The sequence below is a fragment of the Comamonas testosteroni genome, from assembly GCF_030505195.1.
Lineage (GTDB): Bacteria > Pseudomonadota > Gammaproteobacteria > Burkholderiales > Burkholderiaceae_C > Comamonas > Comamonas testosteroni_G.
The window spans coordinates 2,343,552-2,369,477 of sequence record NZ_CP129672.1; the positions used below are offsets into that span (position 1 = coordinate 2,343,552).

Annotated in this window: 22 protein-coding genes; 10 read left to right on the plus strand and 12 right to left on the minus strand. The window is 61.0% G+C overall.

Annotated elements, in window-relative coordinates:
• The first annotated feature begins 177 nt into the window (after positions 1-177).
• Complete coding sequence (gene glnE / locus QYQ99_RS10690; protein WP_302092608.1) at positions 178-2,970, plus strand: bifunctional [glutamate--ammonia ligase]-adenylyl-L-tyrosine phosphorylase/[glutamate--ammonia-ligase] adenylyltransferase; 2,793 nt, start codon at positions 178-180, stop codon at positions 2,968-2,970.
• Between the two features lie 341 nt (positions 2,971-3,311).
• Here the strand turns inward: glnE and QYQ99_RS10695 are convergent, their stop codons facing one another.
• Positions 3,312-3,929, minus strand: a complete 618-nt coding sequence (locus QYQ99_RS10695) for a glutathione S-transferase C-terminal domain-containing protein (RefSeq protein ID WP_302092609.1) — start codon at positions 3,927-3,929, stop codon at positions 3,312-3,314.
• A gap of 170 nt (positions 3,930-4,099) precedes the next feature.
• On the opposite strand from QYQ99_RS10695, the gene purB reads away from it, so the two are divergent.
• Both purB and QYQ99_RS10705 read left to right on the plus strand, forming a co-directional pair.
• Positions 4,100-5,479 carry an adenylosuccinate lyase gene (purB, locus tag QYQ99_RS10700; RefSeq protein ID WP_302092610.1) on the plus strand — a complete coding sequence of 460 codons (1,380 nt, stop codon included), beginning with the start codon at positions 4,100-4,102 and terminating at the stop codon, positions 5,477-5,479.
• A 191-nt stretch (positions 5,480-5,670) separates the two neighbouring features.
• Positions 5,671-6,231: a YaeQ family protein gene (locus QYQ99_RS10705; protein ID WP_302092611.1), complete on the plus strand. Its 561-nt coding sequence runs from the start codon at positions 5,671-5,673 to the stop codon at positions 6,229-6,231.
• Positions 6,232-6,234: 3 nt separating this feature from the next.
• Here QYQ99_RS10705 and QYQ99_RS10710 read toward each other — a convergent pair whose 3' ends face one another.
• Positions 6,235-6,657, minus strand: coding sequence for a DUF3717 domain-containing protein (locus QYQ99_RS10710; protein ID WP_302092612.1), 423 nt, complete (start codon positions 6,655-6,657; stop codon positions 6,235-6,237).
• 452 nt (positions 6,658-7,109) lie between these two features.
• Here QYQ99_RS10710 and QYQ99_RS10715 point away from each other — a divergent pair, with 452 nt between their 5' ends.
• The 3 genes from QYQ99_RS10715 to QYQ99_RS10725 all read left to right on the plus strand — a co-directional run bounded on the left by QYQ99_RS10715 (position 7,110) and on the right by QYQ99_RS10725 (position 8,932).
• Positions 7,110-7,865 carry a TerC family protein gene (locus QYQ99_RS10715; RefSeq protein ID WP_302092613.1) on the plus strand — a complete coding sequence of 252 codons (756 nt, stop codon included), beginning with the start codon at positions 7,110-7,112 and terminating at the stop codon, positions 7,863-7,865.
• 133 nt (positions 7,866-7,998) lie between these two features.
• On the plus strand, positions 7,999-8,472 hold the full coding sequence (locus tag QYQ99_RS10720) for a hypothetical protein (RefSeq protein WP_302092614.1): 474 nt from the start codon (positions 7,999-8,001) through the stop codon (positions 8,470-8,472).
• A 109-nt stretch (positions 8,473-8,581) separates the two neighbouring features.
• Complete coding sequence (locus QYQ99_RS10725; RefSeq protein WP_034348032.1) at positions 8,582-8,932, plus strand: phage holin family protein; 351 nt, start codon at positions 8,582-8,584, stop codon at positions 8,930-8,932.
• On the opposite strand, the gene QYQ99_RS10730 is transcribed toward QYQ99_RS10725, so the two are convergent.
• Positions 8,891-10,537, minus strand: a complete 1,647-nt coding sequence (locus QYQ99_RS10730; RefSeq protein ID WP_302092615.1) for a M48 family metalloprotease — start codon at positions 10,535-10,537, stop codon at positions 8,891-8,893. The two genes, QYQ99_RS10725 and QYQ99_RS10730, sit on opposite strands and share 42 nt — an antisense overlap.
• Before the next feature lie 200 nt (positions 10,538-10,737).
• Here QYQ99_RS10730 and moaC point away from each other — a divergent pair, with 200 nt between their 5' ends.
• Positions 10,738-11,199, plus strand: a complete 462-nt coding sequence (moaC, locus tag QYQ99_RS10735) for a cyclic pyranopterin monophosphate synthase MoaC (protein ID WP_302092616.1) — start codon at positions 10,738-10,740, stop codon at positions 11,197-11,199.
• 11 nt (positions 11,200-11,210) lie between these two features.
• Here moaC and QYQ99_RS10740 read toward each other — a convergent pair whose 3' ends face one another.
• The 5 genes from QYQ99_RS10740 to QYQ99_RS10760 form a co-directional block, all read right to left on the minus strand.
• Positions 11,211-12,272 (minus strand): O-antigen ligase family protein, encoded by a 1,062-nt coding sequence (locus QYQ99_RS10740; RefSeq protein ID WP_302092617.1) that lies wholly within the window; start codon positions 12,270-12,272, stop codon positions 11,211-11,213.
• A 403-nt stretch (positions 12,273-12,675) separates the two neighbouring features.
• The gene (locus tag QYQ99_RS10745; RefSeq protein WP_302092618.1) at positions 12,676-13,140 is read right to left on the minus strand and encodes a pilin; all 465 of its coding nucleotides are present in this window, start codon (positions 13,138-13,140) and stop codon (positions 12,676-12,678) included.
• Between the two features lie 188 nt (positions 13,141-13,328).
• Positions 13,329-14,048, minus strand: coding sequence for an FHA domain-containing protein (locus QYQ99_RS10750; protein WP_302092619.1), 720 nt, complete (start codon positions 14,046-14,048; stop codon positions 13,329-13,331).
• A gap of 316 nt (positions 14,049-14,364) precedes the next feature.
• Positions 14,365-14,919: a single-stranded DNA-binding protein gene (gene ssb / locus QYQ99_RS10755; protein WP_302092620.1), complete on the minus strand. Its 555-nt coding sequence runs from the start codon at positions 14,917-14,919 to the stop codon at positions 14,365-14,367.
• Positions 14,920-15,192: 273 nt separating this feature from the next.
• The gene (locus QYQ99_RS10760; protein ID WP_302093153.1) at positions 15,193-16,365 is read right to left on the minus strand and encodes an MFS transporter; all 1,173 of its coding nucleotides are present in this window, start codon (positions 16,363-16,365) and stop codon (positions 15,193-15,195) included.
• Between the two features lie 393 nt (positions 16,366-16,758).
• On the opposite strand from QYQ99_RS10760, the gene uvrA reads away from it, so the two are divergent.
• Positions 16,759-19,827, plus strand: coding sequence for an excinuclease ABC subunit UvrA (uvrA, locus tag QYQ99_RS10765; protein WP_302092621.1), 3,069 nt, complete (start codon positions 16,759-16,761; stop codon positions 19,825-19,827).
• A 54-nt stretch (positions 19,828-19,881) separates the two neighbouring features.
• The gene (locus QYQ99_RS10770) at positions 19,882-21,054 is read left to right on the plus strand and encodes an NAD(P)/FAD-dependent oxidoreductase (RefSeq protein WP_302092622.1); all 1,173 of its coding nucleotides are present in this window, start codon (positions 19,882-19,884) and stop codon (positions 21,052-21,054) included.
• A 201-nt stretch (positions 21,055-21,255) separates the two neighbouring features.
• Here the strand turns inward: QYQ99_RS10770 and QYQ99_RS10775 are convergent, their stop codons facing one another.
• The 3 genes from QYQ99_RS10775 to pyrF form a co-directional block, all read right to left on the minus strand.
• Entirely contained in the window at positions 21,256-22,239 is a 984-nt protein-coding gene (locus QYQ99_RS10775) for a Bug family tripartite tricarboxylate transporter substrate binding protein (RefSeq protein WP_302092623.1), read from the minus strand.
• Between the two features lie 205 nt (positions 22,240-22,444).
• Positions 22,445-23,353: a LysR family transcriptional regulator gene (locus QYQ99_RS10780; RefSeq protein WP_302092624.1), complete on the minus strand. Its 909-nt coding sequence runs from the start codon at positions 23,351-23,353 to the stop codon at positions 22,445-22,447.
• A gap of 19 nt (positions 23,354-23,372) precedes the next feature.
• The gene (gene pyrF, locus QYQ99_RS10785) at positions 23,373-24,200 is read right to left on the minus strand and encodes an orotidine-5'-phosphate decarboxylase (protein ID WP_302092625.1); all 828 of its coding nucleotides are present in this window, start codon (positions 24,198-24,200) and stop codon (positions 23,373-23,375) included.
• Positions 24,201-24,431: 231 nt separating this feature from the next.
• Here pyrF and QYQ99_RS10790 point away from each other — a divergent pair, with 231 nt between their 5' ends.
• Positions 24,432-25,316 carry a DMT family transporter gene (locus QYQ99_RS10790; protein ID WP_302092626.1) on the plus strand — a complete coding sequence of 295 codons (885 nt, stop codon included), beginning with the start codon at positions 24,432-24,434 and terminating at the stop codon, positions 25,314-25,316.
• Here QYQ99_RS10790 and QYQ99_RS10795 read toward each other — a convergent pair.
• Positions 25,313-25,882 (minus strand): dihydrofolate reductase family protein, encoded by a 570-nt coding sequence (locus QYQ99_RS10795; protein ID WP_302092627.1) that lies wholly within the window; start codon positions 25,880-25,882, stop codon positions 25,313-25,315. The two genes, QYQ99_RS10790 and QYQ99_RS10795, sit on opposite strands and share 4 nt — an antisense overlap.
• Positions 25,883-25,926: the final 44 nt, after the last annotated feature.

Genomic DNA, 25,926 nt, shown 5'->3' on the forward strand with positions numbered 1-25,926 from the left:
CCAGCCGATGAATTTGGCGAGTTGGGAGTGGTTTCGGTTCGATCATCGGTGGCCTAGCAATGGCAGGAATTATGACCGGCGCCCCGTGCGCGTTTCGGTAACCACACGTTGCCGAGCTGATTACCTGCCTGCCTGACACCATTTTTTACGGTCCGCATGCAGTCCCCAGAGCAAGCAATGGCAGAAAACGCCCTCAACGTTCCTTCCCCGGCCCAGTACTCGCGCTTTGTGCAGCGCCTTCACCGCCGTTACGAGAACTGGTTTGACGTCTTGCCGCCGGGAGCCCCCGACCGCTCCCTGATGGAGCAGGCCCTGGGCACGCTGCAGTCGCGCAGCCTGGACCTCTCCGCGGCGCTGCGCGTGCTGCGCCAGCTGGTGATGGAGCGCATCATCGTTCTGGACTGCGAACAGCAGGCACCTCTCGCCGTGGTGACCAAGGCCGTCACCGAGCTGGCCGAGCTGGCCCTGGATCGTGCCTGCACCCAGGTGCGTGCCGAACTCGATGCCCGGCACGGCGCGCCTCAGGGGCCGGCAGGTCAGGAAGTCCAGTTCTGGGTCATCGGCATGGGCAAGCTAGGTGCCCGCGAGCTCAATGTCTCCAGCGACATCGACCTGATCTACGTCTACGAACATGACGGCGACACCCGGGGCCAGGCCGACGGGCGCGGCGTGATTTCCAACCACGAGTACTTCGGCCGTGCCGTCAAAGGCATCTTCAGCCTGATCGGCGACACCACCGAGCACGGCTTTGTCTTTCGCGTCGATCTGGCCCTGCGGCCCAACGGCAATTCCGGCGCCCCCGCCGTCTCGCTGTCCTCGCTGGAGGAGTATCTGCAGATTCACGGCCGGGAGTGGGAGCGCTTTGCCTGGCTCAAGAGCCGCATCGTGGCGCCGCTGGCCGATATCCAGACCCCCAACGTCCAGGCCCTGCGCGGCGTGGTGCTGCCCTTTGTGTTCCGCCGCTATCTGGACTATGCGGTGTTCGACTCGCTGCGCAGCCTGCACCGCCAGATCCGCGACCACGCATCCAAGCGCAGTGCGGGCCATCCCGAGCGCGCCAACGACGTCAAGCTCTCGCGCGGCGGCATCCGCGAGATCGAATTCATCGTGCAACTGCTGCAGGTGGTGCGCGGCGGCCAGTTCCCCGAGCTGCGCCGCCGACCCACGCTGGAAGCCCTGCAGCGCCTGGTGCAGGCCAATCTGATGAGCGCCGAGATTGCCGATGCGCTGAGCCGCGCCTACATCTTCTTGCGCCAGGTGGAGCACCGCATCCAGTATCTGGACGATCAGCAGACCCATGTGCTGCCCACACGCGACGATGATCTGCTGTGGATTGCGCGCACCCTGGGCTATGACGATGCCTGCGGCTTTCTGCACCAGCTCGACGAGCACCGCGAACTGGTGGCACAGGAGTTCGACACCTTGCTCGGCGGTGACTCACAGCAATGCAGCAACGGCCACTGCAATGCCGCCAAGGCAGCGGCAGGTGGACCGCCCACGCCCAGAGACATCGAAGACCTCATCGAGGCCCTGCCCCCCTCACTGGCCGGGCAGGTCGCCGACTGGCGCAGCAACACCCGCATCAACGGCCTGCGCGACGAGGCCCGTGCGCGCTTGTTCAGGCTGGTGGAGCGCACCGCGCAATGGGTGGAAAGCGGCCAGTCCGGCGAAGAAGCCGCCAAACGCTTTCTGCAATGGCTGGAGCCCCTGCTGCGCCGCGAAAGCTATCTCGCGCTGCTGCTGGAACGCCCGGCAGTTCACGAGAGATTGCTACATCTTTTAGGCGCGGCACGCTGGCCGGCACGTTACCTGCAGCAACACCCCGGCGTGATCGACGAGCTGGCCAGCGATGCCATCCTCAAGGAGCGCTTTGTCGCAGCAGACTTCGAGCACGAGCTGGCCATGCGTCTGGCCGCCCTGCAATCGACGGGAGAGGACGACGACGAAACCCTGCTCAATCTGCTGCGCCGCGCCCACCATGCCGAGGTCTTTCGCACGCTGGCGCGCGATATCGAAGGCCGCATTACCGTGGAGCAGGTGGCCGACGACCTCAGCGCGCTGGCCGACAGCGTGCTGCGCATCACGGCCCAATGGTGCTGGAGCCGGCTCAAGAGCCGCCATCGCGATACGCCGCGCTTCGGCATCGTGGGCTACGGCAAACTGGGCGGCAAGGAACTTGGCTACGGCAGCGATCTGGACATCGTCTTCGTCTTCGATGACGACGATGACCGCGCGCCCGAGGTCTACGCGGCCTATGTGCGCAAGCTCATCAACTGGCTGACCGTCAAGACCGGTGAAGGCGATCTGTTCGAGATCGACACCGCGCTGCGCCCCAACGGCAACTCGGGTCTGCTGGTGACCAGCTTCGAGTCCTATGCCAACTACCAGCAGCAGCGCGGCAGCAACACCGCCTGGACCTGGGAACACCAGGCCATGACGCGTGCCCGCTTTGTCCTGGGCAGCCGCGACTTTCCCTCGCCGGCAGGCGAGCCTGCGACCGATCTGCACCTGCATCAGCGCTTTGATGCTGTGCGCGAAGCCGTCATCACCGCGCCGCGCGATGCCGCGGCGCTGCGCAACGAGATTGAAACCATGCGTGAGCGGGTGCGCGGCGCCCATCCGGTACGCGGCGGCCTGTTTGACGTCAAGCACAGCCCTGGCGGCATGGTGGATGTGGAATTTGCCGTGCAGTACCTGGTGCTGGCCGAATCCGGTGCACACCGCGAGTTGATTGCCAACGTGGGCAATATCGCCTTGCTGCAGCGCGCCGAAGACGCGGGCCTGCTGCCCAAGGCAGTGGGCTACGAAGCAGCCAAGGCCTACCGCGAGCTGCGTCGCCTGCAACACGTGGCAAGACTGGATGAGCGCTCCGGACAGCTGGAGCCAGAGCAGGCCCAAGTCCAGCGTGAAGCGGTACTCAAGCTCTGGGCTGCGGTGTTCGGGCCTGTCGCCTCAACGCAAAGCAGCTAGCGGCTCGAAGGGCCTGGAGATTGGTGAGCACCTGCTTTTCGAGGCGCTGGCAGCATCCGTCAAGATTTGCCTACAGGCATTGCCAAACTGTTACAAAAATGAAACCCACGGGGGCTGGAACTTCTGCAACAGTGTCTTATCTGATAGTCAAGTGCAATGAACTGACAGGTCTGCATTCACCAATTTCCAGTTGCGAAGCCCTTGGGTACGCCCATTGAACAATCCCCGGAGCGCTTCTCCTCCCTCCCTCTCTTAATTCGTTTCGGGATGCTTCGCAGCTTTTTTATGCCCTCAAAAAAGGCCACTTCCGAGTGGCCTTTTCTTTGACGACATGCTGCCACTCAGTGGGGCACTGTGTTCAAAAAGCTGGGGCGTGCCGCCAGCTTGGCCAGCAAGGCGGCCAGATTCGGGTGTTCGGCGCGCCAGTCCATCTCGGGAAAGCGGAAATCCAGCCAGGCCAGGGCACAGCAGACGCTGATATCGGCCAGCGTCAGATGCGTGCCACCACAGCAAAACGGCTTCTCGCCCAATCCCTGCGACATGACCTTGAGCGCGGCCCGGACCTTGCCCATCTGGCGATCCATCCAGGCCTGGCTGCGCTGCTCTGCGCTGCGCCCGGGCCAGGTGGCCTCCAGCCGCACCAGAACCGCAGCGTCCAGCATGCCGTCAGCCAGGGCCTCCCAGGTCTTGACCTCGGCGCGCTCGCGGCCCGTGCCCGGAATCAGCTTGCCGACCGGCGAAAGCGTGTCCAGATATTCGACGATGACGCGCGAGTCGAACATGGCCTCAGTGCCGTCCATGACCAGGCGCGGCACCTTGCCCAGAGGATTGCCCGTACCGGGTGAAAGCGCTTGCTCCCAGGGGTTCTCTTCGACGAATTGATAGTCCAGCTTCTTTTCGGCCAGCACGACGCGGACTTTGCGCACAAAGGGGCTGGTGGTGGAGCCTATTAGTTTCATAGCAGCGGTTCCATGACACGAGTCACCGGCGACGGGCCGGTGCAACGATTCTATGCGCTGCCATGGCGGCCCGGCTGCTGCTGCACAGGGCTTGTAGGCATGCCAGCCACAGCCGCCGAGCAACCCAGCGCTGCGTGCGACTGATGCCGCGCACCTACAATTGCGCCACCATGAACCTGTCCTCCCTCACCGCCATCTCTCCCTTGGACGGCCGCTACGCCGCCAAGCTGTCCGCACTGCGCCCCATCATGAGCGAATACGGCTATATGCACCGCCGTGTTCAGGTCGAGGTGACCTGGTTCATCGCCCTGTCGGATGCCGGCTTTGCCGAATTCCCCGCGCTGTCGGCCGAATCGCGTGACTATCTGCACGCACTGGTGGCCAACTTCTCCGAAGCCGATGCAGACGCCATCAAGGCCATCGAAAAGACCACCAACCACGACGTGAAGGCCGTGGAGTACTGGATCAAGTCCAAGTTCGACGGTCGCGCCGAGCTGCAAAAGGCGGCCGAGTTCGTGCACTTTGCCTGCACCAGCGAAGACATCAACAACACCAGCCACGCCCTGCAGATCCGCGTCGGCCGCGACACCGTGCTGATGCCTGCCATCGACGGCATCATCGCCAAGCTGCGCGAGATGGCCCACCTCTACGCCGAAGTGCCCATGCTCAGCCGCACGCACGGCCAGACCGCCTCCCCCACCACCGTGGGCAAGGAACTGGCCAATGTGGTCGTGCGCCTGCAAAAGGCCGCTGCCAACATCGCCGGCGTGAAGATCCTGGGCAAGATGAACGGCGCCGTGGGCAACTACAACGCCCACCTGTCGGCCTGGCCCGAGTTCGACTGGGAAGCCTTCAGCCAGAACGTGGTGGAATCCGCCGAACCCAAGGGTCTGGGCATCAGCTTCCAGCCCTACTCCATCCAGATCGAGCCCCATGACTACATGGCCGAGCTGTTCGATGCCATGGCTCGCACCAACACCATCCTGATCGACCTGTCGCGCGACATCTGGGGCTATGTCTCCCTGGGCTTCTTCAAGCAGCGCCTGAAGGCCGGCGAGATCGGCTCGTCCACCATGCCCCACAAGGTCAACCCCATCGACTTCGAGAACTGCGAAGGCAATCTGGGCATGGCCAACGCCATGCTCAAGCACCTGGCCGAGAAGCTGCCCATCAGCCGCTGGCAGCGTGACCTGACCGACTCCACCGTGCTGCGCAACATCGGCGTGGCCTTCGGCTACACCACGCTGGCCTACGCCTCGCTGATGACCGGCCTGAACAAGCTCGAGCTCAACGAAGAGCGCCTGCAGGACGACCTGAACCACGCCTGGGAAGTGCTGGCCGAGCCCATCCAGACCGTGATGCGCCGCTATGGCGTGCAAGGCGCTTACGAAAAGCTCAAGGAAGTCACGCGCGGCAAGACCGTGCTGGCCGAAGACCTGCACAAGCTGATCCACAGCCTGGAAATTCCCCAGGCCGACAAGGACCGTCTGCTGGCCATGACGCCCGCCTCCTACATCGGCAAGGCTGCCGAGCTGGCCAAGCGCGTTTAAGCAAAACTCCCCCTGAGGCGCTTTGCGCCTTCCCCCTCTCTCGCTTTGCTGCGCAATGCAGGAGGGGGACGACACCCTCGCTGCGGGGCGGCCCTTGCTCGGTGTCCCCCTGATTGCGCCGCGCCAGTTTCCAAGACTGTGCGCGTTGGGACTTGATCTAGCAGCCCAACACACACCAACAACAAGTTCTTATGGCCATCAAGTCCACCATCTTCAAAGCCAATCTGTCGATTGCCGACATCGACCACAACTACTACGCCGACCACAATCTGACACTGGCGCGCCACCCCAGCGAAACCGATGACCGCATGATGGTGCGCCTGGTGGCCCTGGCGCTGAACGCCTGGAAGCTGCAAGACCTGTGCAATGGTGATGGCACGCTGGGCTTTGGCATTGGTTTGTCCGACCCCGACGATCCGGACGTGCACATCACCGATTACACCGGCCAGAAGCGTCTGTGGATCGAAGTCGGCCAGCCCGACGAAAAGCCCATCACCAAAGCCTGCAACAAGTCGGACCATATGCTGGTCTACCCCTTCAACCACGCCTCCCATGTCTGGTGGAAGGGCCTGGAAGGAAAGCTGGCGCGCCAAAGCAAGCTGGAAGTGCATTACATCGACTCGGAAGTGGCCCAGCAACTGGGTTCGATGGCCGAGCGCAGCATGCAGCTGCAGGCCACGATTCAGGAAGGCCAGCTCACACTGTCCAGCAATCTGGGCACCGTGTTTGTCGAGCCCACGCGCTGGAAATAAGCTTCAGAAACTCTGGCCGCGCCGCTCCGCCGCGCGTTCCGCATAGCGGGTGAAGCGCCAGGAATCGCCCTCGACCGTGATGCGGCGCCATACGGCCCGCTTATCGGCAGGCTCCATGGCCGTCCAGTGCTGCACCTCGTCGAAACTGCGGCCGCAGCCCTTGCATTTCTCGTCGCCCTGACTGGTCGAGCAGATGGCAATGCAAGGCGTATCGGGCATGGTGTCGAACCAGGCCAGCCAGGCAGCCATGGCATGTGACGGGAAGCCCTCCACCGCCACCTCCGACTCGCAGGCATAAATCATCAGCGCATACACCTCGGCCAGAGCCTTGAGCTCGGGTGCCAGCAGCACGCCGTCGGGCGATGGAGCACGGCCTCGCCAGTAATTGATGGCAGCTTCGATGTCGGTGATGTGGATAGCAGTCATGGAGCAGGGATCATAAGCTGCGGCCATGAGACCTGTTTCAGCAAGGTTGCTTCGTTTTTGGTAGCTGCCTATGCTGTGTGCAAAAGCGCTGCAAGCCGTTTACTCAATATAAAACCTGTGAACTAGATGGGGTTTGAAACTTGAAATCCCATGCCTGCTGTGTTGAAATGCGCAGCTTCGAAGGGGAGTAGCTTATCGGGCGCATGCTTTGCGTCATGAGCGGATGGTCGTCAATACGAAGCGCAAGCTTCCGGCCATACGGTTTGCAGCCAAGCTGCAATCGAGCAAGACCTTTGATAGGCCGATGACGGTCAATCAAAGTGTCTGCCCCTGCACGATTCCTCGCGCGGGTTTGCGCTTCGACTTACGTCACCTTGGTCTTCACCCGCTGGCGTCAAGTGCTAAACCTATGCAGACTGCACCGGCGGCATTCCACAACGAGGAAAAATCACATGGATCTGGACTTTCTGACCCACACGCCCTTCTGGATTGCGCTGGGCCAAATCATCATCATCGACATCCTGCTCGGCGGCGACAACGCGGTCGTGATCGCACTGGCCTGCCGCAAGCTGCCCCCCGAACAGCGTCGCAAGGGCATCATCTACGGTACTGCCGGCGCCATCATCCTGCGAATCATCCTGATCGCCTTTGCCATGGTGCTGCTGCAGCTGCCATTCCTGAAGGTCGTGGGTGCCGTCCTGCTGATCTGGATCGGTATCAAGCTGATTGCTCCCGATGACGAAGGTCACGACAACATCCAAGGCAGCGACAAGCTGTTTGCCGCCATCAAGACCATCATCGTGGCCGACCTGGTGATGTCCGTGGACAACGTGATCGCCATCGCCGGCGCCGCCCAGAGCTCGGGCGACCACCAGATGCTGCTGATCGTGCTGGGCCTGCTGATTTCCGTGCCCATCATCGTCTGGGGCTCGCAGCTGGTCATCAAGCTGATGGAGCGCTTCCCCATGATCATCGTGGCCGGCGGCATGCTGCTGGGCTGGATTGCGGGCGGCATGTTCGTGACCGACCCCGTGTTCGTGAACACCGATAAGTGGCTGTGGATGCCCAAGCTGGGCACGACTGATGCACAAGGTCTGGCCGAGATCTCCAAGACCCTGTACTGGGCAGCCCATATCGGCGGCGCATTGCTGGTTCTGGCCCTTGGCAAGTTCATTGCCAGCCGCCGCCCTGCGGTTGCAGCCCACTAAGTCTGGAAAACCCAGCAATTCGTGAAGGAATGCGGGAACTGACCGCAGCCTTCACGACTCACAATAGAAACAAGTCGGCACATTCCTACAGATGTGCCGCATTTTTCAACCTTCGTTCCAGTTAGGACGCACTTTGAACCCCATCATTGTTTACGTGGATGACGCCACATACGCCCAGCCTATGCTCGAGGCACTGGCGGGATCGAGCCAGGCGGCTTCCTCCCACTGGTTGCTGGTGGCCTGTGCTCCGCGCATGACCCACCGTGTGAGCAAATGGGTCAGCCATCGCGCTCGCGAGAACTGGCGCGGCAAATGGGCCGACAAGCTGTTTGCGGCGCTGATGCCCGTCATGGCGACGAGCGGCGGCAAGGTCACGCCTGTCTTGGCCAAGGGCCCGCTGACCGAGCTGGTCGCCGAGCTGCAGCAGGAACATGGTGCAGCGCAGATCATCGACGCCCGCCGCCCCAAGCAGGAGGTCGTGCAAGCCGCCCCCGTCAAGGCCAACGCCAAGACAGGCGCCACCGGCGGCCGCTGGAATCTGCCCGGCACCATGGCGGCGATTGCCGCCATGATGGGCTTTGTGATCGAGGACTCGCTCTCGATTTAAGAGCATCAGGCACTCTCTGAAAAAGCCTTGCGCGGCCGAAGCCTCGCAAGGCTTTTTTTATGATGTGCCGCGATGACCGCAGACACAGCCTGCTGCTATGCTGGCCAGCATGAAAATCCTCGTCAAATGGCTTCTTTGCGCGGCGGCTCTTCTCGCAGTCGCCTATGTCTACAGCGGCGTTCAGGTACAGAGCTTCGGCTCGGCCATGATTGCGGCCCTGGTCATCGGCCTGCTCAACACCATCATTCGCCCCATCCTGGTGATACTGACGCTGCCAGTGACCATCATCACCGTGGGTCTGTTCCTGCTGGTGGTCAACGGCCTGATGTTCTGGATGGCCTCCGGCATCCTTGGCGGCTTCCATGTCACCGGCTTCTGGGCCGCCATGCTGGGTGCGCTGATCTACTCGGTGCTGGGCCTACTTATTGATCGCCTTGTCGCGCAGCTGTTCCCGGAGTAACTCTTCGACAGCACGCAGGCGCGTGTCGATGATGGAAGCCTCGAAGTAATCGGCACCGGCACCGGCCTTGCGGGCCAGATCCTGCGCCGCCTTGAAGCGATCCACCGCTGCTGCGTAGTCATAGTGCGCCACCTGGGCCTCGGCTTCGGCCCGCAGGGCACGCATTTCCTGACCCTGGCTGCGCCATACGCGCGCCAGCGTCTGCCAAGCCGAGCCATCGCGGGGATGGTCCGTCACCCAGGTCTGCAAGGGGCTGGCCATGGGGCCTGCCTGATTGAGCCTGAGCAGGATTTCCGTCTTGAGCAACAACTCGGGCCTGCGCGGCGCAACCCGCTCCACTACATCAATCGTGGCCAGGCTGGGCCCGGCCTCGCGCGGCCCGGCCAGATTGCCGCTGGCCGTGCCCCTGGGTGCCGCCTGGGGCGCATTGCCGGACTGCAAGGGCAAGGCAGCCAGGGCCGCCTGTGGATTGTCGGCCTTGTACTCCAGCTCGGCATTCAGCCATCTGGCCTGAATATTCGCTGGCGCATTACCCGCCGTCGCCGCCAGCAGCCGCTGCACCATCTCGCGCGCCAGTGGCCAGTCGCGCAGATACATGGCGCTGAGAGTGGCTGCATAGAGCTGAGCGACCTGCTCGGACGAGCTCAGGCTGGAGAAACTGCCGGAACGCGGCAGCCTGGCCCATTGGCGACGCACCTCGACACCGGGGTTGGAGATCACGCGCGCACGGGCCGACATCATCACATGTTCCAGCGTGGGCACGGGGTCGGCCGCGCGCTTGCCGGGCGGAATGCGTGAATCCATGTCCGCGATACGCTGGGTGGTCAAGGGATGGCTGCGCAGATAGGGCCAGCTGCCGTTGTCATTGAGCCGGCTGGCCTGCTGCAGCTTGCCGAACATGCTCACGAAGCCCTGGGGGGCAAAGCCGGCGGGAGACATCAGGCTGTAGCCCATGCGGTCCGCCTCGCTCTCCATGGCGCGCGAGAAATTCAGCTGGTTCTGCATCACGGCCGCCGGCCCGCCCATCATGATGGCCATGGCCGCATCGGGGCTGCGCGTGGCCGCCAGGGCACCCAGCAGCATGGAAGCCAGCATCAGCGGTGTCTGCTTGCCTTGCTGCGCCATCATGCGGGCAATATGGCGCTGGGTGATGTGGCTGGTTTCATGGGCAATGACCGAGGCCAGCTCATCGCCGCTGCTGACTACGCCGATCAGGCCCAGATAGACGCCCATATAGCCGCCGGGCAGCGCAAACGCGTTGACCTGGCGATCCTTGCCCAGGAGCAGCGTCCAGGCAAAGCGCTCCTCCAGCTCGGGCGACAGCTCGCCATTCTTGCGCGCCGCATCCTGCAGATGCAGCCAGATACCTTCCACATACTCCTGCAGCACCGGGTCGTCCAGATAGTCCGGGTCGCGGTAAAGCTCGCGGACGATGGAATCGCCCAGGCGCCGCTCCTCACCCGTGGTCAGCGACGATGCACCGTCGCCCAGGGTCGGCAAGCCCGCCGCCTGCACAGAGCAAGTCAATGGGGATACGGCCTGAGTAGCTATCAAAACAGAAGCTGTCAGCGCTTTTAGAATATGAACAGTACGCAGTTTTGGCATCAAAAATGGCATGGCAATCACAGCATTGCCGACATACGGATCTTCCATATGCCGACCATTCAACACCCCACTATGATGCCTTGATTGAGGGATGCGGCGAGATGCCCGCCTGTGATGCCCAGGTATAGCCGCCACCCACCACCCGCTCAACCTTGATTGCGCCGCAGAGCCGAACCCGTCTGCTGCCGGAAAGAACCGCCATGTCCTCTCTTACCCACTTCGACGCCCAGGGCCAGGCCCATATGGTGGACGTCGGCGCCAAACCCAGCACCCACCGCATCGCCGTCGCCGAAGGCCGCATCACCATGAAGCCCGAGACCCTGGCCATTGTGCAGGCCGGCACGGCCAAAAAAGGCGACGTGCTGGGCGTGGCCCGCATCGCTGCCATCATGGCCGCCAAAAAGACCAGCGACCTCATCCCGCTGTGCCACCCCCTGGCCCTGACCCGCGTCGCCGTGGAGTTCGAGCTGGAGCCCGAATCCAATTCCATCCGTTGCACCGCAACCGTCGAGCTAAAAGGCCAGACCGGCGTGGAAATGGAAGCCCTGACCGCCGTGCAGGTCGGCTTGCTGACCATCTACGATATGTGCAAGGCGGTGGACAAGGGGATGGTGATGGAGGGGGTTAGGGTGCTGGAGAAGCGAGGGGGGAAATCTGATTGACCGCAATGGATTTAGATTTCACCGTTTAACCAGAATCGAGGCTTTAAAAACCCAAAATTAGATAAATATTTATCTCTCTCAGCATCTATATGTGTATGACTTCCTGGAAAAAAAGAATAAATCAATATACATGCGGAACATATAAGTATTAAACTTAATATTCCCCCTCTCCAGGATAAAATTTTATTATTCAACACCTCAATATTCCTACAATGCATCGATGAAATCCATGCAGCCATATAAACAAATAATATTTGCGTATACGGCATTACGAAAACTCCGTCTACCATACTCTGCACTAGAGATGCAAAAATTGATGCAGCCAAACAAATATATATTATTTTTGATTCTTCACTATTATTAATATAAGAATATTTTACTTCCACTATAATTAGATTGATGACTTTAATAAAAACAATAATAAACAATAATCCGAAAATCATTCCCCATTCTGAGAAAATTTGCAAAAACAATTGATGCGGATGACTCGCAATTGTTTTTTGAATATTTGCAAAGTGCATTGGCCCGAAACCAAAAAATGGTTTATCTGCGATCATCTCCACCGCTTGCAACCAAAGAAAATCTCTAGCTGACAAACCAATTACCTTTCTCTCCAAGGCATTGTTTTCAACAAAGATATTTAAATACTTTGGCAAAAAGTCAATAAAAAATAATTGCATAAAAAATGCAGTTAGAAAAATTTTCCCTATCGTTAATGAGAATTTTCTACATACCGAATTCAGAAAATAATAGAGCACAGCAACAGCCCCAATTCCAAGAAAAGTTCCACGAGTTCCTGATGCAATGGCCATAAATGCAACCATGCAAACCAGCGTATGAAAAGCTTTATTCCATTTACTTTTCATCAAAACTGGGGCAATCATAATGGGAATTATCAAAGTACAAAATTGACCAAAAAATCTTGGATTCGTAAATCCTTTTATAAACCCCCACACATCAAACCCAAGCCCCAAAAAAAGAGAAGAAATATAAGAAATTATGAAATATAAAACCAAAGAAGAAGCCGTCACAAAAAATATAAAAAATGAAATTTTTTCAAGATTTTGATTCAAACAAAATATTTTACATATGAATAAGCCAAAGCCGTAGCAACCAAGGAGCATGGCCATCTCCGTAAATGACCATATCGTCAAATTTGCTTGAAAAGAAGAAATACCTCCCAATATTAAAAATCCAAGTAAAAAGTAAAATTGCTCTACCTTTATCTCAAATAATTTAAAAATAACACCAAAAAAAATAGCATATACTATTAATGCAATCTAACCAATTCTCTGAGAGTCATGCCAACTAAGCGATGGCAACAAAGTATCATTTACCAGATAAAAAAGAGTAAACAATATAGGACATATTAAATACAATCCATTCTTCATGAATTTTTCATTCATTAAATACTCCCTCACCTACTACCAATAAAAAAAGAGCCCGAAGGCTCCTTTTTGATCATTTCATATGAAATTAGGTTGTACCAGAGCACTCTTTAGGAGAGTATTTTTGCTTCGCACTTGTTGAGCAAGTCCAAACACCAGCAGTACCAGCAGCATCAGCCGCACGAGTCCATGTCACAGTAGGTGTTGTACCCAATACAGAAGCACCCTTGAGTGCGCAAGCAACAGAGGCCGCGCCATCAGTAGCAGCGGCAACAGTAATGCCGCTGCAACGAGAAGTGACATTACTGCTTAGGCCAACAGATTGAGCTGTTGTAGCATCGTTTGCAGAAGCAATAGCCGTAGTCAGGCCTTCAGCATACTTTGCTTCAATGTTTGTCTTCGCTGGCGTAATTTCTGCCAAGGCGGCAGTGACTTGCGATTTGGCCGTGTAATCCTGATAAGCAGGCAGAGCCACGGCAGCCAGAATACCAATGATCGCCACAACGATCATCAGTTCGATCAGGGTAAAACCCTTTTGAATGGAACGCTTCACTTCAAACTCCCTAGTTGGATGAGACCCAACGTATCAAGCAAGCTGCATGCCAACAATTTGACAGAGGCAGAGCCTGCAACAGACGACACGTTTGGCAACACGAACGCGAGTTTGAGTAACAATTTTGGCGATCCAATCGCAAGCGGTGACAAATTTGTCAGACGCTTAACACCCGTCAAGCCAGCAAGTCACTCCACGACGAAGCGCATGGTGCTGCCCGCCAGGTCCACCGTGTCGCCATTGAGCAGCGGCACAGACAGAGGGCCCACGACCTGACCATTGAGCTTGAGGTCTTCGCTTGCGCCCTCCAGTTGGGTGAGCACAAAGCCATGAGGTTTTTGGGTGATGGAGGCGATGGCTACACCAGGCTTGCCCAGAGTGGTGACGACCTTGAAGAGAGGTATTTCCCTGCCGGCCAGACTGCCGGTGAGCATGCGAATCACGGCGTGGCGCTGCGGCAGCGCGGCGAGCGAGCCCTGGATGGTGGAGCTGAAGCTGGAGATTTCACCAAACCCGGAGGGGCTGGCGACTTTTGCGTAACCGCTGTCTGCCTCTTCGGAAATATGCGCCAGCGCCTTTTTGCTGCTCTGGGCAGGCGACGGGGCATTCGAGTCAGCAATCACGGTATCGAGAAAGCGGATCTTGTAGCGGCCAATGTCCAGCAGGTCGCCATTGAGCAGGTCCTGCTTCTGGATGGCGCGACCGTTGACATAGGTGCCGTTGGTGCTGCGCAGGTCTTCAATGCTGACCTTGCCGCCAGAGATGGTGAGCACGGCATGCTCGCCGCTGACCGCCAGATTCTCGATCACGATGTCGTTGTAAGGACGACGCCCCACGGTCGTGCGCTCCTTGGTGAGCTGTACTTCCTTGATGACTGCGCCGTCGATTGAGATGACCAAAGTCGGCATGCTCGAAGCTCCTGAGGAAACGCCAAGTCCCGCTTGGCAGCACTGGCTAGGACCACTCCCACTTGAGTGGGTGATTCAGCGCTCAATCATCAATCGTAACTGGATGAAACGCGCTCGTATGCAGCATCTTATTTCACTAATTCGATGAAGCCAGATAACCGATTGAAATTTTCAACCTGGCTGCCATTCGCCTGCAGCATCTTTGGAATCGCACCCGTAATCTATCAAGTCGCCATATAAGAAAAAGCCCACGCTCGTTGAAAGCGCGGGCTTTTTGCAAATCTTTGCAAAGTGGCGGCAGCCACCTGTCCGTGATTTAGAACGGGATGTCGTCATCCATATCGTCAAACCCCGAAGCTGCGCGCTGGGGAGGAGGAGCCATGGGAGCAGGAGCAGCACGCTGCTGCATGGGTGCCGGTGCAGGGCGCTGCTGCTGCATGGGTGCAGGAGCCTGACGGCGGGGTGCTGCTTCGTAGCTGCTTTCGCCATAGCCATCATCGCTGCCGTAGCCGCCTTGCTGCTGACCGCCGCCTTGGCGGCTGCCCAGCATCTGCATCGCATCGGCACGGATTTCGGTGGCGTAGCGTTCCTGGCCGGAGGCCTGGTCGGTCCACTTGCGGGTGCGCAGGCTGCCTTCCACATAGACCTGGCTGCCTTTGCGCAGGTACTGACCCACAATTTCGGCCAGTTTGCCGTTGAAGACGACGCGGTGCCATTCGGTGGCTTCGCGGTTTTCGCCGGTGTTCTTGTCGCGCCAGCGGTCTGTGGTGGCGATGGTCACATTGGCCACCTGATCGCCGCTGGGGAAGGTGCGCATTTCGGGGTCACGACCCAGATTGCCGACGATGATGACTTTGTTGACGGATGCCATAGAGATACCTTTTCAAAAAGTGGCCCGGGCTATTAGGAAAGGTCCCGAACCAATGAACCTCGTATTTTGCCCCAAGCCAGCCATGAAGAGCTCGGGATTTCCCGATATCCCATCACGGCGATACATGGCGCCCCAGCAGGAAAGGGGCCACTGCGCGCGAGCAGCCGAGCAAGGGCAGCCCCGCTGCGAGGGCTGCGTCCCCCCTTCCGCGTAGTAGAGAGAGGAAGGCGGGGCCGCCTAGGCGCACAGCGCTTCAGGGGGTGTTGCTGTAAGTCAGTGACGCCCCACCGGACGCAGCGGCCAGGTCACGACCAGCCACAGGGCAACGAGCACAGCCGTCATGACGAACAAGCCCGGCACGCCGGCAAATTTGGCGACTGCACCGCCGACAGCGCCGCCGGCAAACAGCCCCAGCGACTGCAGCGTGTTGTAGGCCCCCAAGGCCGCACCGCGCAGCGGCGCCGGCGCCATGCGCGAGACCAGACTTGGCTGGGTGGCTTCAAGAGCATTGAAGCCGCAGAAAAACAGAAACATCAGCAGCGCCATGCACCAGACCGTGGGAATGGTGCCGCTGGCGGCCAGCATGCCCAGACCGATCTGCACGACCAGCACCAGACCGATGGCCCCCAGCAAGGCGGTGCGCAGCCTGCCCTTGCGCTCCATGGAAAACAGCAGGCCCATGGCCACAAAGGACAGCAGCACGGCCGGCAGATAGATGTGCCAATGCTGCTCCTTGGCCAGACCGGCCTGTACCAGCATGGCCGGCACGGCAACCCACATGGACATCTGCACGGTATGCAGAATGAAGACGCCGAAGTTCAGGCGCAGCAGATCGGACTGGCCCAGCAGCTCGCTGAACCGGCCCTTGGGCGCATTGGCATGCTGCCTGGGCTCGGGCGGCACCACCCACAAAACCACGGCAATGCCGGCCAGCGCCAGCGCGCAGGTCAGGCCGAAGATGCCGGACAGCCCGATCCAGGCGTTGAGCAGCGGTGCCAGCACCAGTGCCAGTGCAAACATCAGACCGATGCTGCCGCCCACCAGGGCCATGGCCTTGGTACGCACGCCATCGCGCGTCAGATCGGCCAGCAGGGCCGTGACCGCAGCAGACACGGCGCCTGCGCCCTGAATGGCACGCCCCGCCATCAGGCCGGTCAGCGAGTCGGCCATGGCCGCAATCAGGCTGCCCGCCGCAAATACCAGCAGGCCGGCGACGATGACCGGCTTGCGGCCGATACGGTCGGAGGCCAGACCGATGGGCAGCTGAAACAGGGCCTGGGTCAGGCCATACAGACCCATGGCCAGGCCGATCATGGCCGGATCGTCACCACCCGGGTATTTGCGCGCCTCCAGCATGAAGACAGGCAGCACCAGGAACAGGCCCAGCATGCGCAGCGCAAAGATCAGCGCCAGGGCGCCGCTGGAGCGGCGTTCCTGGGAGGTCATGGTGGTGGAGAATTTGTCCGTGCCCTGCGTGCCCGCGCTGGGGGATGTATTGATTTTTTTCACGCTCAGATTTTGCCAAGAGTCAAAGTCTTATGCCCAGGTTAACTAAATCACTGCCGGGCAAAAGAGAGGAAATAAAACCATAGATTGTCCGTGAACCTGGATCCATTAGGGTCTATTGAGGTTTGCGCGGAGTCGCGAAGGTATTGGGCCGATTGCCAATCCAGGCGCGTGACGCAGTGCGGGTGCCACACGCACAAGGAGCGCAACGACGAGTGGCGGTCGCGGCCATGCACCTTCCCTTTGGGTTGCAGCGACCAAATTTCAACAGACCCTAGTCACGCTCATTCCCGTCTGACTATCATGGAGAGTTTTCCCCCGTCTGGAGCGCCCGTGTCCCTGAAGCCTGATTCGCCATCTGAAGTCCATGATGACAGCCTCTACCTAGGCCGTTCTCTGGCGCAGACACGCATCGCCATTCGCGGCGCACGCACGCACAACCTCAAGAACATCGACCTGGACATTCCCCGCAACCAGCTGGTGGTGATCACCGGCCTGTCGGGCTCGGGCAAGTCCAGCCTGGCCTTCGATACCTTGTACGCCGAAGGCCAGCGCCGCTATGTGGAGAGCCTCTCGGCCTATGCACGCCAGTTTCTGGGCCGCCTGGACAAACCCGACGTTGATCTGATCGAGGGCCTGTCGCCCGCCATTTCCATCGAGCAAAAGGCCACCAGTCACAACCCGCGCTCCACTGTGGGCACGGTGACCGAGATCAACGACTATCTGCGCCTGCTCTACGCCCGTGCCGGCACACCGTTCTGCCCCGACCACAATCTGCCGCTGCAGGCCCAGACCATCAGCCAGATGGTGGACAGCGTGCTGCAGCTTCCCGAGGACACCAGGCTGATGATCCTCGGCCCCCTGGCACGCGAGAAAAAGGGCGAGTTCGCCGAGCTTTTCGTGCAGCTGCAGGCCCAGGGCTATGTGCGCTTTCGCGTCGACGGGCAGATCTACGACGCCCAGTCCCTGCCCAAGCTGGAGAAGAACGAGCGCCACAACATCGATGTGGTGATAGACCGCGTCAAGGTGCGCGAAGACGTCAAGCAGCGCCTGGCCGAGAGCTTCGAGGCCGCCTTGCGCGCCGGCGGTGCCGATGCCGGCGGCCGCGTCATCGCGCTGGAGATGGACGGAGGCAAGGAGCATCTGTTCAGCGCCAAGTTCGCCTGCCCCCTTTGCGACTACTCCCTGCCCGAGCTGGAGCCGCGCCTGTTCTCCTTCAACTCGCCCATGGGTGCCTGTCAGGCCTGCGACGGTCTGGGCAACAGCGAGGCCTTCGACCCCGACCGCGTCGTGCCCTTCCCGTCGCTGAGCCTGGCCAGCGGCGCCATTCGGGGCTGGGACAAGCGCAACAATTACTACTTCTCCATGCTGGAGAGCGTGGCCAAACACTATGGCGTGAGCACCGAGACGGCGTTCGAGGAGCTGCCAGAGAAAGTGCGCAACGTGATTCTCTTCGGCTCGGGCGACGAGTCCATGGAGTTCAACTATGTTTTCGAGAGCGGCGATCGCAAGGGCGAGGCTTTCATCAAGTCGCACCCGTTCGAAGGCATCATCCCCAACATTCAGCGCCGCTTCCGCGAGACCGAATCGCAGGTCGTGCGCGACGATCTGGCCAAGCTGCGCAGCATTCGCAAATGCCCCGAATGTGAAGGCACGCGCCTGCGCCGCGAAGCGCGCTTTGTGCGCGTGGGCGATGGCGAGCAGGCCCGCTCCATCTATGAAGTCAGTCATGCCACGCTGGCCGATGCGCTGGGCTGGTTCAAGCAGCTGAGCATGGCCGGAGCCAAGGCCGAGATCGCGGACAAGATCGTGCGCGAGATCGCCTCGCGCCTGCTGTTTCTCAACGATGTCGGCCTGTCCTACCTGAGCCTGGATCGCAGCGCCGACACGCTCTCGGGCGGCGAAGCCCAGCGCATCCGCCTGGCCTCCCAGATCGGCTCGGGCCTGACGGGCGTGATGTATGTGCTGGACGAGCCCTCCATCGGCCTGCACCAGCGCGACAACGACAAACTGATTGCGACACTTGAGCACCTGCGCGATATCGGCAACAGCGTGATCGTGGTCGAGCATGACGAAGACATGATGCGGGCGGCCGACCAGATCATCGACATGGGCCCAGGCGCCGGCGTGCATGGCGGTCGCATCATGGCCCAGGGCAGCTACGAAGACATCAAGGCCAGCCCCGATTCGCCCACAGGCCGCTACCTGAGTGGCGTACAGAGCATTCCCGTGCCCAGGCAGCGCACCGCCTGGCTGCCCGTGCTGCGCAAGGAAAGTGAAGCCGAGGCCGTCCAGAGTACATCGCGCTTTCCCGTCACTGCCGCCAAGAAGCGGGAGTCCGCGAGCAAGGCGCGCACCGACCTGCAGGCGCTGACCGTGCAAGGCGCGCGCGGCCACAACCTCAGGAACGTGACGGTGGACTTCCCCGTCGGCCTGTTCACCTGCGTGACCGGCGTCTCCGGCTCGGGCAAGTCCACCCTGGTCAACGACACGCTGTATGCCGAAGCGGCACGCCAGATACACCGCGCAGGCACCGAGCCGGCGGCGCATGACGATATCGCGGGCATCGACTATTTCGACAAGGTCATCAACGTCGACCAGTCCCCCATCGGCCGCACGCCGCGCAGCAACCCCGCAACCTATACCGGCCTGTTCACGCCGATCCGCGAGCTGATGGCCGAAACCAATACCGCCAAGGAGCGCGGCTACGGCCCCGGGCGTTTCTCGTTCAACGTCTCGGGCGGTCGCTGCGAAGCCTGCCAGGGCGACGGCGTGGTCAAGGTGGAAATGCATTTTCTGCCCGATGTCTACGTGCCCTGCGACCTCTGCCACGGCCAGCGCTACAACCGCGAGACGCTGGAAGTGCAGTGGAAGGGCCGGAACATCTCACAGATTCTGGAGATGACGGTCGAAGACGCTCATGCCTTCTTCAAGGACGTGCCCAGCATTGCGCGCAAGCTGCAGACCCTGCTGGACGTGGGTCTGTCCTATATCCGCCTGGGCCAGAGCGCCACCACGTTGTCGGGCGGCGAGGCCCAGCGCGTCAAGCTCGCGCAGGAGCTGTCCAAGCGCGACACGGGCCGCACCCTCTACATACTGGACGAGCCCACCACCGGCCTGCACTTCGCCGACATTGCCCTGCTCCTGAAAGTGCTGCACCAGCTGCGCGATGCGGGCAACACCATCGTCGTGATCGAGCACAACCTCGACGTCATCAAGACCGCCGACTGGCTGATCGACATGGGCCCCGAGGGCGGCTCGGGCGGCGGCCAGGTCGTGGCCCAGGGCACTCCGGAGGACGTTGCGGCCAACCCGGCCAGCGTAACGGGCCGCTACCTCAAGCCCTATCTGGACAAGGCGCCCGCCAAATCCAGAGCCAGATCGACAACAGGCCAGGACTGACCAAGCTCAGCCAGCCATGCAGGGCCATGACCGGCTACACCGAGGAGAGAAGCAATGCAGAAAGATGTCTGGGATTTCGTCATCGTGGGCGCGGGCATGGCCGGTGCATCCACCGCCTGGCAATTGGCGCAGTCGGGTGGCGATACTCCGCCTTCCGTGCTGGTGCTGGAGCGCGAATCGCAGCCCGGCTATCACACCACCGGCCGCTCGGCCGCGCTGTTTGAAGAGCATTACGGTCCCGCCCAGGTTCAGGCCCTGACCCGCGCCAGCCGCGCCTTCTACGATGCGCCGCCGGCCGGCTTTGCCGAAGCCCCCATCCTCACGCCGCGCGGCGTGCTCTATGTGGGCACGGCCGATCAGAGGGATCTGGTGGATGCCGCCTACGCCGAGGCCCGGGTTCACTCCCCCGATGCCCAGCGCCTGAGCGCCGCACAGCTCAAGGCCCTGGTTCCCGTGCTCGACACCGAGGTGCTGGTGGACGGCTTTCTCGATACCGGTGCGCGTGACATCGATGTGCACGGCCTGCACCAGGGCTATATCCGCGGCCTGCGCCAGCGCGGCGGCGACCTGTGGTGCAACGCCGAGGTCCAGGCCATCACCCGGGTCAACGACTGCTGGCATATCGCCCTGCCCCAGGGACTGAGCCTTCGTGCCAAGGTCATCGTCAACGCCGCCGGGGCCTGGGTGGATGCCGTGGCTGCCATGGCGGGCGCCGCTCCCATCGGCATCACGCCCAAGCGCCGCAGCGCCTTCACTTTCCCGGCCCCCGAAGGCGTGGATGCCACGCACTGGCCCGCCATCATCAGCGCCGATGAAAACTGGTACATCAAGCCCGACGCCGGCCAACTGCTGGGCTCGCCGGCCAATGCAGACCCCGTGGCACCGCACGATGTGGTGCCCGAGGAGCTGGACATTGCGACCGGCATCTATCACATCGAGGAAGCCACCACGCTGCAAATTCGCCGCCCCTCGCATACCTGGGCCGGCCTGCGCAGTTTTGTCGCCGATGGCGAGCTGGTGATCGGCTGGGATGCCTCGCCCACGCCCTTACCGGGCTTTTTCTGGGTTGCCGCCCAGGGCGGCTATGGCATCCAGAGCGCCGCCGGCTACAGCCTGCTGGCGCGCAATCTGCTGCTCGGCGAAACGCTGGATGCAGCGCTGGCCGCGCAGAGGGTGAATGTGGGGGCCGTGTCGACTGCGCGTTGTCAGCTGGCGTCTCAGAATTGATAGCTGGTTGTGCTTTGCGGGACTGCGCTATAGCCTGATTTTTGCTTTATTTCAGGGCGGAGACCGGGAGTTCGCCCCGGCCCCTACCAACAAATCAGGCACGACACCGCAAAAGCCCAAACGCAAAAACGGCCTGCGCCCCAGAGGCACAAGCCGTTTTCAAACCTAGGCGACCTCAGGTCACCATCAGCCCAAGCAAGATCAGTTCTCGATATGTGCGAACTGAACAATCTTTGCGTACTTGGCAATTTCGGTGTTGATGTACTTGCCGGCATCCACCTTGGGATCGGCCACCACATTGCCGGTCTCTTCCATCTTCTTGCGGAACTCGGGCGAAGCCATGGTTTCTTCCAGCGCCTTCTTGAGCTTGGCGGCGATGGGAGCGGGCAGGCCCTTGGGGGCCATCAGTGCAAACCAGCTGTTGATGTCCACGTTCTTGAACTGGGGCAGCTCGGACAGGGCAGGAATATCGGGGGTGATGGCCGAGCGCTTGGCTTCGGTCGTACCCAGGGCCACGACCTTGCCGGCCTTGATATGGGGCAGGCCCGAGGACAGCACGAACACGCCGAACTCGATGTTATTGCCCACCAGGTCGGTGGTCAGCGGAGCCACGCCCTTGTAAGGCACATGGGTCATTTGCAGCTTGCCCTGCTCCTTGACCAGCTCGCCGGCCAGATGCAGCGCCGTGCCCACGCCGGAGCTGCCGTAGCTGAACTTGTCGGGGTTCTTGGACACCAGGCTCACGAACTCGGCCGCGTTCTTCACGCCGGCCTTGTGCGATGCGACCAGCACCATGGGCTGGGAACCCACCAGACCGATGGGAGTGAAGTCGCCAATGTTGTACTTCACGGCCTTGTTGATGAGCCTGGCAATGGCCAGCTCATTGTTGGCACCCACCATGATGGTGTAACCGTCGGCAGGGGCCTTGGCCACTTTTTGCGCACCGATGGCGCCACCGGCACCGCCCAGGTTTTCCACCACCACGGGCTGGCCCAGGTGCTTGGCCAGGCCGTCGGCCACCAGACGACCGACGAGGTCGGTGCTGCCGCCTGCCGGGTAGCCCACGACCATGGTGATGGCCTTGCTGGGATAGTTGTCGGCGGCGATGGCAGGGACTGCCGCGGCAGCGCCCAGCAGCAGGCCCGCAGCGATGGCGGTACGGCGGAGAATGTTTGTGTTCTGCATGAAACTATTCCGAATCTGTATGAGGCAATTGTCCGAATACGGAGAAAACCTTTCGGTGCTGATCTGGCACATTTCCGTGCCATTTCAGCACATCAATGCGTTTTTGAGCACATCGAGAGGGAGCAATACCGCCAGGAGTCCAATACCCACTGTTGTTTTTCCAGCTTCAAGTCTGGCCGCAGGCAAAAAAGGAGTGACTGCTCATTTACCGACCCGTGATATCGGTCCAGAACTGCTCCGCAGCGGTGCTCAAGCGGCGTTTGGGCCGATAAAGCCGCACATCGAAATGCACGTCCAGGCTGCCATCCCCGGCCAGCGCCAGACGACCGTCCTGGCAGTCGCGCTGCACCATGGACCAGGGCATCCAGGCCACGCCCAGACCCTTGAGCACGTACTCGTAATTGGCATCCGCCGAATCGCATTCGATGCAGCGGCGCAGACGCGGCCACAACGGATGGCTGGCCAGATGGTCTTCAGCCAGCCGCCCCAGCGCCATGCTGTGCGAGAAAGCCAGATAAGGCACGGGGCTGGCACCGGGCAGCAGGGCCTGCGCCAGTGCAAACAAGGGCTTGCCTTCGGCATCGGCACGCGCCACGGGCACCAGCTTGTCGCTCATCACCGTCAGATAGCTGAACTGACGGCCATCCAGCCGCACGGCAATGGCTGCATGGTGATAGAGCAGGGCAAAGCTGACCTCGCCTCGCTGCAGCATGTGCACGGTTTCGTCGAGTGTGCGGGTAACGATGCGCATCTGTGCCGTCTGCAGCACGCTGCCGTAGCGAGCCAGCCAGTCGGCCACGATGGTGCGCGCCAGGGTACGCCCCGTGGCCAGCGTGACCACATGGGCCTGCCGGCCGGCCACGGCCTGCAGCTCGTCATGCGACTGGGCCAGGGTGCGCACCATCTGCTCGGCGGTGTCGCGAAAGGCTTCACCGGCCGGGGTGAGACGGACCGGCCCGCCACCTGCTTCGATCAGCGGCGTTCCAGCCCATTCCTCCAGCGCACGAATGCGCCGGCCGAAGGCAGGATGGGTGACATGGCGCAGCTCTGCCGCGCGGGTGAAGCTGCGCTCCTGAGCCAGAAGCAGGAAGTCTTCCAGCCATTTGCTTTGCATGGCCAGAGCCTACCCTGGCTCAGCTCTGGGCTGCAGCCTGCAGCGTGGCGCGCGTAGCGATGGCGGCTTCGCGTGCAGCCTTGGCAAAGTCATCGCCCTGCCCGGCGTACAGAATGGCGCGCGAGGAGTTGATGATGATGGGCCCGCCGCCGATGCGGGCGGCCTTGACGGTCGCCACGGCATCGCCGCCCTGTGCACCCACGCCGGGAATCAGCAGCGGCAAGGTGGGGGCCACGGCACGCACGCGCTCGATCTCGTTGGGACGGGTCGCACCCACCACCAGGCCCAGCTGGCCGTTGGTGTTCCAGGGGCCCTGGGCCAGCTTGGCCACATGCTCGAACATATGGGGGTTGCCGGGCACATCGGCCAGGATCTGGGCCTGCAGGTCGTCACCGCCGGGGTTGGAGGTGCGGCACAACAAAAAAGCCCCCTTGCCCTCGTACTTGAGATAGGGCGTGATGGAGTCGAAACCCATGAAGGGCGAAAGCGTCACGGCATCGGCACCATAGCGCTCGAAAGCTTCCTTGGCGTATTGCTCGGCTGTGGAGCCGATATCGCCACGCTTGGCATCCAAAATGACGGGCACATGGGGTGCCACGCGACGCATGTGCTCCATCAGCTTCTCGAGCTGGTCTTCGGCGCGATGGGCGGCAAAGTAGGCGATCTGGGGCTTGAAGCTGTTGACCAGATCATGGGTGGCATCGACGATGGCTGCGCAGAAGTCGTAGATCTTGGACGCATCGCCCTGCATGGCGCCAGGAAAACGGCTGGGTTCAGGGTCCAGACCCACGCACAGCATGGAGTCATTGCGCGTGGACGCGTCGCGCAGCATGTCGATAAAAGTCATAAAGCGTGATTTTAATTGTTCGCCCCTTCCAAGCCTTGCCACAGGTTTTGCAGCAAGGCGTCAAACCTGGCACAAACCAGCAAAGAGACAGCGAGCAAGGGCCTAGGCGGCCCCGCCGCCCCGCTGCGAGGCTGTCGTCCCCCTCCCCTAGCGCGCAGCGCGTAGAGAGAGGGGGAAGGCGCGAAGCGCCACAGGGGGAGAAAATCATTCCGGGGGAGATAATCCACCCCCATGCCTTCGTTCACGCCCAAACAGCTCGTTCTTCTCGTCTTGCTCACCATCGTCTGGGGCCTGAACTGGCCGGTGATGAAGCTCGGCGTGCAGCATTTCCCGCCCCTGAGCTTTCGCATGGTCAGCATGTGGATAGGCCTGCCCATTCTGGCCCTCTTTGTCGTCGGCAGGGGCTTGCCGCTGACCATACCGCGCAGCTACTGGGGCCAGCTGGCCAAGCTCACGCTGTTCAATATGGTGCTCTGGCACTGCCTGATCATCATCGCCATCCCCACGCTGTCCAGCGGGCGCGCGGCGATTCTGGGCTACACCATGCCCATCTTCTCGGCCGTGTTCGGCAGCCTGTTCTTCAAGGACCGGCTGGGCGCGCGCGCCTGGGCGGGCGTGGGAGCGGCCTTCGCCGGCGTGCTGCTGCTGCTGTGGCATGAGGTTGGCGCTCTGGGCAGCAAGCCCCTGGGCGTGATGCTGATGCTGATCGCCGCTGCCGGCTGGGCCTGGGGCACGCAGTTGCTGCGCCGCACCGAGGCGCCCGTGCCGCTGATGACGCTGTCGCTGTGGATGGTGGCCATCACCACCGTGGTACTGACCGTACTGGCCTTTGTTTTCGAGCGAAAACAATGGCATATGCCCGACCAAAGCGCGCTGGCGGCCATTGCTTTCAATGGCATCCTGGTGCTGGGCTTTGCCCAGGCCGTGTGGTTCTATCTGGCTCGCAGCCTGCCGCCCGTGGCCTCCACGCTGAGCGTGATGATGATTCCGGTGCTCGGCGTTTTTGTGGGTGCCGGGTGGCTGGGCGAGGTCTTGCATTGGCAGGACTGGAGCGCCGTCTGTCTGATGGTGGTGGCGATTGCCTCGGTGCTCTGGCCTGCCAAAAACAGCCGTTAATCCCCAGGCAGCTGCGTCTTGCACACGGTGTAGCGCAGCTCCGCCATGCCCGTGCCCATCTGCTGCACGGACTGCAGCTGCAGCACGGGGCTCAGCACGCGACGCGGAAACAAAGGCTTGCCACGGCCCAGAGTGGCCGAGCCAATCTGCACAATCACCTCGTCCAGCAGGCCCGCGTCATGGAACTGAGCCGCCAGATCACCGCCGCCCACGATCCAGATGTTCTTGTCGCCGGCTGCAGCTCTCATGTTTGCCAGCACGGGCCGCACATCGCCGCTGACAAAGCGCACATCGGCGCCCTCTATCAACGGCAGCTGACGGCTGGAGAAAACCCAGGCAGGCTGCGCATAAGGCCAGGCCGCGCCGGTCTCCTGCTTTACGGCATCGGCGTTGCGGACCATCCACTCATAGGTGGCCGAGCCCATGGCCAGCGCACCGACCTGCGCAATAAATCCCGGATAGCTGGACTCCGTCAGGCTGCCCAGGGGAAACAGCCAGTCCAGAGAGTCCTCTTCGGTGGCGAGAAAGCCATCCAGGCTGCAAGCGGTGTAGTACTGGGTCTTCATGATGGGCTGTAGTGTGCCTTGAAGGCGCTGACTCGGTCGGTTAC

Coding starts and splice junctions, on each gene's coding strand:
- glnE (WP_302092608.1), top strand. CDS start 178: ATGGCAGAAAACGCCCTCAACGTTCCTTCCCCGGCCCAGTACTCGCGC.
- QYQ99_RS10695 (WP_302092609.1), bottom strand. CDS start 3,929: ATGAAACTAATAGGCTCCACCACCAGCCCCTTTGTGCGCAAAGTCCGC.
- purB (WP_302092610.1), top strand. CDS start 4,100: ATGAACCTGTCCTCCCTCACCGCCATCTCTCCCTTGGACGGCCGCTAC.
- QYQ99_RS10705 (WP_302092611.1), top strand. CDS start 5,671: ATGGCCATCAAGTCCACCATCTTCAAAGCCAATCTGTCGATTGCCGAC.
- QYQ99_RS10710 (WP_302092612.1), bottom strand. CDS start 6,657: ATGACTGCTATCCACATCACCGACATCGAAGCTGCCATCAATTACTGG.
- QYQ99_RS10715 (WP_302092613.1), top strand. CDS start 7,110: ATGGATCTGGACTTTCTGACCCACACGCCCTTCTGGATTGCGCTGGGC.
- QYQ99_RS10725 (WP_034348032.1), top strand. CDS start 8,582: ATGAAAATCCTCGTCAAATGGCTTCTTTGCGCGGCGGCTCTTCTCGCA.
- QYQ99_RS10730 (WP_302092615.1), bottom strand. CDS start 10,537: ATGCCAAAACTGCGTACTGTTCATATTCTAAAAGCGCTGACAGCTTCT.
- moaC (WP_302092616.1), top strand. CDS start 10,738: ATGTCCTCTCTTACCCACTTCGACGCCCAGGGCCAGGCCCATATGGTG.
- QYQ99_RS10750 (WP_302092619.1), bottom strand. CDS start 14,048: ATGCCGACTTTGGTCATCTCAATCGACGGCGCAGTCATCAAGGAAGTA.
- ssb (WP_302092620.1), bottom strand. CDS start 14,919: ATGGCATCCGTCAACAAAGTCATCATCGTCGGCAATCTGGGTCGTGAC.
- QYQ99_RS10760 (WP_302093153.1), bottom strand. CDS start 16,365: ATGACCTCCCAGGAACGCCGCTCCAGCGGCGCCCTGGCGCTGATCTTT.
- QYQ99_RS10770 (WP_302092622.1), top strand. CDS start 19,882: ATGCAGAAAGATGTCTGGGATTTCGTCATCGTGGGCGCGGGCATGGCC.
- QYQ99_RS10775 (WP_302092623.1), bottom strand. CDS start 22,239: ATGCAGAACACAAACATTCTCCGCCGTACCGCCATCGCTGCGGGCCTG.
- QYQ99_RS10780 (WP_302092624.1), bottom strand. CDS start 23,353: ATGCAAAGCAAATGGCTGGAAGACTTCCTGCTTCTGGCTCAGGAGCGC.
- pyrF (WP_302092625.1), bottom strand. CDS start 24,200: ATGACTTTTATCGACATGCTGCGCGACGCGTCCACGCGCAATGACTCC.
- QYQ99_RS10790 (WP_302092626.1), top strand. CDS start 24,432: ATGCCTTCGTTCACGCCCAAACAGCTCGTTCTTCTCGTCTTGCTCACC.
- QYQ99_RS10795 (WP_302092627.1), bottom strand. CDS start 25,882: ATGAAGACCCAGTACTACACCGCTTGCAGCCTGGATGGCTTTCTCGCC.